Source organism: Streptomyces aurantiacus JA 4570, from assembly GCF_000414115.1.
GTDB lineage: Bacteria > Actinomycetota > Actinomycetes > Streptomycetales > Streptomycetaceae > Streptomyces > Streptomyces aurantiacus_A.
This window is the reverse complement of the sequence record NZ_AOPZ01000022.1, coordinates 1-7,316: the sequence shown is the minus strand read 5'-3', so window position 1 is coordinate 7,316 and position 7,316 is coordinate 1. Positions and strand designations below refer to the sequence as shown.

At 74.7% G+C, this 7,316-nt stretch carries 5 protein-coding genes and 1 pseudogene; 2 read left to right on the top strand and 4 right to left on the bottom strand.

The features are described 5' to 3' along the window. Window positions 1-1,634 (top strand): annotated as a pseudogene (locus STRAU_RS03325) (hypothetical protein); the annotation flags it as partial. On the opposite strand, the gene STRAU_RS03320 reads toward STRAU_RS03325, so the two are convergent. From STRAU_RS03320 to STRAU_RS03305, 4 genes are all read right to left on the bottom strand, one after another. Next, window positions 1,585-3,996, bottom strand: coding sequence for a right-handed parallel beta-helix repeat-containing protein (locus tag STRAU_RS03320; RefSeq protein WP_016638812.1), 2,412 nt, complete (start codon window positions 3,994-3,996; stop codon window positions 1,585-1,587). The pseudogene STRAU_RS03325 and the gene STRAU_RS03320 overlap by 50 nt on opposite strands. A 174-nt stretch (window positions 3,997-4,170) precedes the next feature. Next, window positions 4,171-4,776, bottom strand: coding sequence for an Rv1733c family protein (locus STRAU_RS03315; protein ID WP_016638811.1), 606 nt, complete (start codon window positions 4,774-4,776; stop codon window positions 4,171-4,173). A 217-nt stretch (window positions 4,777-4,993) separates the two neighbouring features. Continuing rightward, entirely contained in the window at window positions 4,994-5,818 is an 825-nt protein-coding gene (locus STRAU_RS03310; protein WP_016638810.1) for an MOSC domain-containing protein, read from the bottom strand. A gap of 45 nt (window positions 5,819-5,863) precedes the next feature. Continuing rightward, a complete protein-coding gene (locus tag STRAU_RS03305; RefSeq protein ID WP_016638809.1) occupies window positions 5,864-6,343 on the bottom strand; it encodes a DUF6643 family protein in 480 nt (159 codons plus the stop codon). A 336-nt stretch (window positions 6,344-6,679) separates the two neighbouring features. Here STRAU_RS03305 and STRAU_RS03300 point away from each other — a divergent pair. Next, the coding region (locus tag STRAU_RS03300) for a TerD family protein (protein WP_162473213.1) at window positions 6,680-7,316 on the top strand (637 nt) is incomplete at its 3' end.

Below are 7,316 nucleotides of genomic sequence, written 5' to 3'. Positions count from 1 at the left end.
TGCTGACGGTCGCCGCCGCCGTCGGCGCCCCGGCCGCGCGGTACGACCGGCGGGCCGGCGGTCCCGCGCTCCTGGACGCCCTGGGCTGGGCGCTGGTGGCGGCGCTGGTGTCGGCGGGCGCCTTCGTGGTCTGGGTGGTCTGCCGCCGGGGCCGCAGCGAGAACCGTCTCGACCGGAGTCTGGACCGCACCCTGGTGCGCTGGCTGCCGCTCGCCGCGCTCGCGCTGCTCCTCCTGGCGGTCCTGTACGCCGGGTGGTCGCGGCCCGGCTGGACGTCGGCGGGCCGGCTGCCGGGCAACACGACCTTCGGCGGCATCGCCCTCGTCCAGGGCGTCCTGGTGCTCGCCCTCGCCGTGGTCGCCGCCCGCATCTTCCGCGGCGCGCCCGACGCCCGCACCGCCATCCGCGGCTTCGCGGGCCCGGCCGTGGCCATGCTGGCCTGCGCCCTGGGCGGGGTGATGTCGGGCGGTGGCTCGCAGCGCGTCGCCGACTGGCTCGACGGGCCGGGATCGCCCGGCGCGGGCGGCTCGATCGACGGCCCGCCCGCACTCCTGACCTGGCAGGCATCCGTCATCCCACCGCTCCTGGTGGTCGTCGCCGTCCTCTGTGGCTCGCTCGCGGTGCGCACCGCGCGACACATACGCCGCGAACTGGCCCAGGTGCCGCTCGACTACCCGGAGGAGCGTCAGGACACCGCCCGCACCCGCCGCATCGCCGGCACCCGCGCACGCGCCGCCCTCACCGACCGGGCACCCCGGATCGTCGGCGTCACCTCGGCCGCGACGCTGCTGCTCGGCGCGGCCGCCCTCGCCGGGGCCTGGGCCACCGGCAAGGTTCCGGGCGAGGCGGCCCGGAACGCGCCCGCCTTCGTCGAGGGCGCCGCCGAGACCGCGCAGGCACTGGGCTCCTGGCTGATCGGCCTCGGCTTCATACTCTTCGTCACCTGGGGCCGGCGCGCCTACCGCGACCCCTCGGCCCGCCGCACCATCGGCATCCTCTGGGACGTCGGCACGTTCTGGCCGCGCGCCGCCCACCCGTTCGCGCCGCCCTGCTACGCCGAGCGCGCGGTGCCCGACCTGACCTGGCGCATGCACACCTGGACCCGCGCCACCGGCGGCCGCCTCGTCCTCTCCGGCCACTCGCAGGGCAGCGTGCTCGCCGCGGCCGCGGCCTGGCAGCTGCTCCCCTCCGTACGCAAACGCGTCGCGCTGCTCACCTACGGCTCGCCCCTGGAGCGCCTCTACGGCCGCTGGTTCCCGGCGCACTTCGGCCCCGCCGCCCTCAGCTCCCTGCACGACGAGGTCGACTGCTGGCGCAATCTGCACCGGCCCACCGACCCCATCGGCGGCCCCGTCCGGCTGCACGGCGACCCCGGCCCGCAGGTGGACCGCGCCCCCCTGAAGGACCCGCTCGCCTACGGCCGCACCGAGGCGCACCCGCTGCCCGCGCCGATCCTCGGGCACGGCGACTACCAGGCCGACCCGGCGTTCGCGGAAGAGCGCGCGCGGCTGCTCGCCCGGCTCCGGCCCGCGGTGCCCGCGCCCCGTCCCCAGCAGGCCGGGGCTGAAGCGGTGGCGCCGGAGGCTACGCCAGGTCCGGAAGGTCCGGCAGATCCTCCGGATACAGCAGGGTGAGGTCGTCCGTGCTCGGCGCGACGAGCTGGGCGACCCGGCCCGCGTGCCGCTCCACCATCGCCTCGAACGTCTGGCGCGCCGTACGGCCGTTGCCGAACGCCGGGCCCTTCGGGATCGCCGTGAAGTACTTGAGCAGCGCCTCGCCCGTGCCCGACCCGAGTGTGTACTCGTGCTCCTCGGCCTGCTGCTCGACGATGCGCAGCAGTTCCTCCGGGGCGTAGTCGCCGAAGGTGATGGTGCGTGAGAAACGGGACGCCACACCGGGGTTGACCGACAGGAAGCGGTTCATCTCCGCCGTGTAACCGGCGACGATCACCACCACCGCCTCCCGGTGGTCCTCCATCAGCTTCACGAGCGTGTCGATGGCCTCACGGCCGAAGTCGCGCCCGGAGTCCTCGGGGGAGAGCGCGTACGCCTCGTCGATGAACAGCACGCCGCCCCGGGCCCGGTCGAAGGCTTCCTGCGTGCGGATCGCCGTGGAGCCGATGTGCTCGCCCACCAGGTCCACGCGGGACACCTCGACGAGATGGCCGCGTTCCAGGACGCCGAGCGAGGCGAGGATCTCGCCGTAGAGCCGGGCCACGGTCGTCTTGCCGGTGCCGGGGGAGCCCGTGAACACCAGATGGCGGCGCACGGAGGCCGCCTTGAGGCCCGCCTCCTGCCGGCGCCGGCCCACCTCGATCATGTCGGTGAGCGCCCGCACCTCGCGCTTGACGCTCTCCAGGCCCACCAGCGCGTCGAGTTCGCCGAGCACGGCCTTCGACGGGCGGGACTGCTGCGCGGGCTCCGCCGCGGCCTGCTCCTCCGTGGTGCGCTGGCCGGGCACCGAACCGAGCAGTCCGGCGGTCTGGGTGGCCGTCTGCACGGCCGGCTCCGGCGCGGCGGGCCGGGCGCCGGCGCTCTCGTCGCTAGTGCAGTCCTCGACGAGCGGCCCGTCCTCGGCGAACTCGTAGCCGCCGCGCGCGCACCGCTCCGTGCGGCAGCGGCGCAGCGTCGTACGGCAGCCGTCGATCACGTGGAAGCCGTAGCCGCCGCTGCCGACGACCTTGCAGCGGTCCAGGCTGCCGCGCCCGCCCGCGGAGACGTAGAAGCCGGCTTCGGCGGGCGAGGTGACCGTGCACCGCTCGACGGTGGGGTCGGCGCCCTTGGTGATGATCACGCCGGTCTGGCTGCCGTCGATCGTGCAGCCCGCGAGGACACCGCCGCTGCCGTGGTCGCGGAACCACGCGCCGGTCGCCGCGTCGCGGATGCGGACGTCGTCCAGCTGCGCCGTGGCGCCGTCGCTCACCGACACCGCGGTGTTGCGGACCTGCGTGAGATCGCTGTCGACGACGTCGACGCGGGAACCGCGGTCGAGCACGAACAGCGCGTCCGGCACGTCGTGCACCCGGCAGGACTCCAGGACGGCGGTCGCGCCGTCGCTGACCCACACCGCCGGATAGTCCCCCGTGCTGTCGTGGATCTCGCACTGGTTGGCGTCGACGCGGGTGCCCGGGTCCCACACCGACAGGCCGTTGCGGCCGAACTCGCGCACGGTGGTGCGCGTCAGCGTCAGGACCGAGCGGGAGCGCAGGTCGACCGCGTTCTCGGGGATGTCGTGGATGCGGCAGTCGGCGAGCGTGAGGACGGCGTCCGTGTCGAGGGTGACGCCGTCGGACGTCGTGCGGTGCACCCCGCAGTCCGTGAGATGCGCCGTGGCCCGCGCGGCGACGTGCACGCCCGAGCCCTTGATCTCGTACACCTCGCAGCCGACGGCCTCCAGGCCGCTGCCCTCCCCGGTCACCGAGAGACCGGCACCGGACGTGTGGTGCACCCGGCAGCGCTCGAGGCGCGGGTGCCCGCCCGCGCGCACGGCGACCCCGGACTGGCCGGCGGCGACGACCTCGCACTCCTCGAACACCCCGCCACCGCCGTCCAGTACGCCGATGCCGACGCCGCCCGGATTGTCGACCGTGCAGCGGCGCAGCGTCGGACGGGCGCCGCCGCGCACCTCGATCCCGGCGGCGGAGCGCGTCATCACCCGCACGTCCGTGAGCTCCGGCGCGCCGTCCTCGATGAGCAGCGCGGGCGCGGCGGAATCCTGCCCCTCCACGTGCAGATCCTGTACGAGGGCGGACGCGCGCACCGTCAGGGGCACGCCGTCCACGGGAGCGATGCGCACGGAGCCGGGGGAGCCCTCGGGGCCGCGCAGCGTCACCGCCCGCTGGACGACGAGGTTCTCGCGGTAGGTGCCCGGGGCCACCGTCAGGACGTCCCCGTCGCTCGCGGCCTCCAGGGCGGCCGCCAGCGATGCGTACTCGCCCGTGCGGCGCCGCCACCGCGACGTACCGGTGTGCGTCACCTGGACCGTGCCCTGTGCCATGGAGTTGCTCTGCCCCCACCTCGAAATACGCGCGACCTCGCGCCCGCGCGCAAGGAGGCCGAAGAGTTCGCCCGGTCCACCGTAGCGCGCGCGGAGAGGGGGAGTTGACCCGATGGCCGGGCCCGTGGCCGGGGTCCCACCTGCTCAAGCACCCGTGCCGGTGCTCACCGCCTCTCAGGCCCCCGTGCCGGCCCGGCCCCAGTCCGGCCCCGCGCTGTCCCATGCCTGGTCCCAGCGGGCGTAGCGCCGTTGGACGATGCGCCATACGGCCAGGCGCCTGGCGCCCTCGATCAGCCCGGCGCAGGCCAGGGCGGCGCCCAGGCCCGCCAGGGCGGCGTGCGTGGTCGCCGTGGCGGTGTCCAGGGGGCGGCCCACGATGCGGCCGTCGTCGTCGGTCCAGACCCGGAACCGGTCGCCGGGGTGCGGGGACTTGAGGTCGGCGGCGACGGTGCCCGCCTGGCCGGAGCCGTCCGGGGCGGTCCAGCTCGCGAGGACGCGGCGGTGCGCGTCGCGCGAGGAGGAGGTCTCGGGATCGGGGTCGAGCGGGGGCTGGTCGATTCTCTCCAGGACGGTGGCGGTCACGCTGTGCCGGGCCTCGCGCTGGGAGGCCACCGCGCGCAGCAGCGCGTCCTGGGTCAGCGCGCCGGTGACCGCGCCGGTGACGGGTGCCGCGACGACGATCAGCACGAGTGCGACGAGTGCGATCCATGCCTCGGCGAGGTCGGTCCCGCGGCGCAGCGGATTGTGGCGCCAGCGCCAGAGTCCGGCGATCGCTCGCACAGTCCTGCACCCCCTTCCGCGTCCGTGATAGCCGCGAACGGCCCGGCTCACGCGCGGGTCGCGGGAAGAGAGAGCGACATCACCCCGCGCGTGCCCGCCTCCCGGGGGACGCCCGGCTCCTTCCCGCTCCCGCTGGTCCCTCCCGGGAACCGTCACGGTGAGCCCGCCGAACTTCAACGTCCTTCCATCGACGTCGAGTTCCCCGGCCGCGTGCCGTTCATTCGAGGATCTTCAGTGGATCACCGATACGAAGGGGCCCGGTCGATTCCGGGATCAGGTTCAGCCCGAAGAGGAGCTGGTCCCCGCTGCGGCGATGACGGGCGAGGGTGCGCAGCGGTTCCTTGCCGCGCTCGGCGGTGCGCTGGTCGGTGGTGGTCACGACGCACCGGGCGCACTTCCTGGCCACGCGGAACACCACGTCGCCGATGGCGACGCGCGACCAGTCGTCCTCCGCCCACGGCGGGACGCCCTCCACGACCACGTTCGGCCGGAAGCGGTTCATGGGCAGCGGGCCCTCGTCCGCGTGGTCGCCCTGCGCGATGAGGGAGTTGAGGGCGTCCAGCGAGGAGAGCGTGGTGAGCAGCAGCGGGAAGGCGTCGGCGAACGAGACGGTCTCGCCGGGGCGGCCGAGGCCGACGGGCACCGGGCGGCGCGTCGCCGGGTGGTCCAGGTGCGCCAGGCGGACGTCCAGGTCGAGGAACGCGCTGAACCAGGCGTCCGCGGCGGGATCGGCGGGCACCGCCTCGGACTTGTCCCGCAGGAACTCCACGGGCACGGTCTCGCCGGGCTCCGGCACGGCGACGGCGAGCGGCTCCATCCCGGGCGCGGACACACCTATGCCGCCGTCGGGCCACGGCTCGACGGCGGCCAACGCGAGACGGGGGTGGGGCCGTTGCGTCACGGCCCGGCCCGCGCTGTCGATCAACACCCATCTGCGGTCACCCGCGAGCCCCCAGGGCTCGACGACTGCCTCACGCGGTGCGTGCCCCCCGGCCGCCTTCAGCGGATGGATGTGGATCGACTGGAGCGCGGGTTTCGGCATGCGGCCATCCTGCCAGCAGACACTGACAGCGACGGCCGCCGCCGATCAGTAGCCCCGGTACTGGCGGTTGTACGGATCCTCGTGCGGCGCCGGGGCCGGACGGGGCGCGGCGGGGCGCATGGCCTCGTACCCCGTGCCGCCCATGGGGCGCTGCTGCTGCGGGCCGGGATAGCCGCGCGGGCCCCCGGCCTGTTGCGGGATGTACGGCGCCGGGGCCTGTTGCAGCGGGGCGGGCTGCGGGGCCGGGGCGTAGCCGTACGCCGGGTTGGGGTGGGCCGCCGCGGGCATCGCGGGGGCCATGGCCGCCGCCGGATATCCCGAGGGGCCCGACGGGCCGGAGGGCAGGGCGGGCAGCGCGGCCGGGAGGGCGGGCAGGTGGCTGCCCGTGTCGTACGCGGAAGGGACCCGGATCGGGGCGATCTGCGGGGTGCCCCGCTCGGCGACCAGTGAGTCGTAGATCGGGGTGTCCGGGAAGGACGGCGCGGAGTAGTAACCGCCGCCATAGGTGGAGCGGGGGGAGGTCATGCTCCATAAGTTAAGCCCTTGATGTGCTGGTTGGGGAGACCGATAAGAGGGTTGTTTTACGTGTCGCCAGTGGTCGTGGATCCCCAATGCGAGCGAACGTGGGAAAATCGGTCGCGCGGCGACGTACGGATCGTGTAAATAGCGCGTTCCTCAGGGGTTACCCGGGGTCGACCGGCGGCTGTCCGGGTCGATCGAAGGGCCGCCGAAGGGGCGTCGAAGGGCCGCCGAAGGGCTGTCGAGGGGGCGTTGCGGGGACCGTCCGTGCACCTCTTCGAATGCCAGGTAATAGGTTGGGCGGGAACGCAACGGCGGCCCGGCCGGACTCGGCAACTTGTGATGGGGGCAGACATGTCAATGGCCAAAGGTTCGAATGTTCCCGTGCCGGCACCCGTGGTGCGGGTCGAATTGGGGTGGGGTTCAGGGCCGGGAGTGCCGGACGCCGACGCCTCCGCGCTGTTGCTCGACGGCTCCGGGAAGGTGCGTTCGGACGCGGACTTCGTCTTCTACAACCAGGCGACGCACGCCTCGGGGGCGGTGCGCCACGAGGGCAAGCAGTCCGCGGGCGGCGGTGTGACCGACGCGCTCGTCGTCGACCTCGCGCGCGTGGAGCCCGCCGTCGAGACGATCGTGCTCGCCGCGTCCGCGGACGGCGGCACCTTCGGGAAGGTCCCCGGACTGCACATCCGGGTCGTCGACGCCGCCGGCGGCGCGGAGATCGCGCGGTACGACAGCGCGGACGCCAGTGTCGAGACCGCCTTCGTGCTCGGCGAGCTCTACCGCCGCCAGGGCGCGTGGAAGTTCCGCGCCGTCGGCCAGGGTTACAGCAGCGGCCTCGAGGGCCTCGCGACGGACTACGGCATCTCGGTCGACGAGCCCGCACAGGCGGCGCCCGCCCCGGCCGCCACCCCGGCTCCGGCGCCCGCGCCGCCCGCCCCCGCCCCCTGCTCCCGCCCGCCGCACCGGGCGCCCCCGC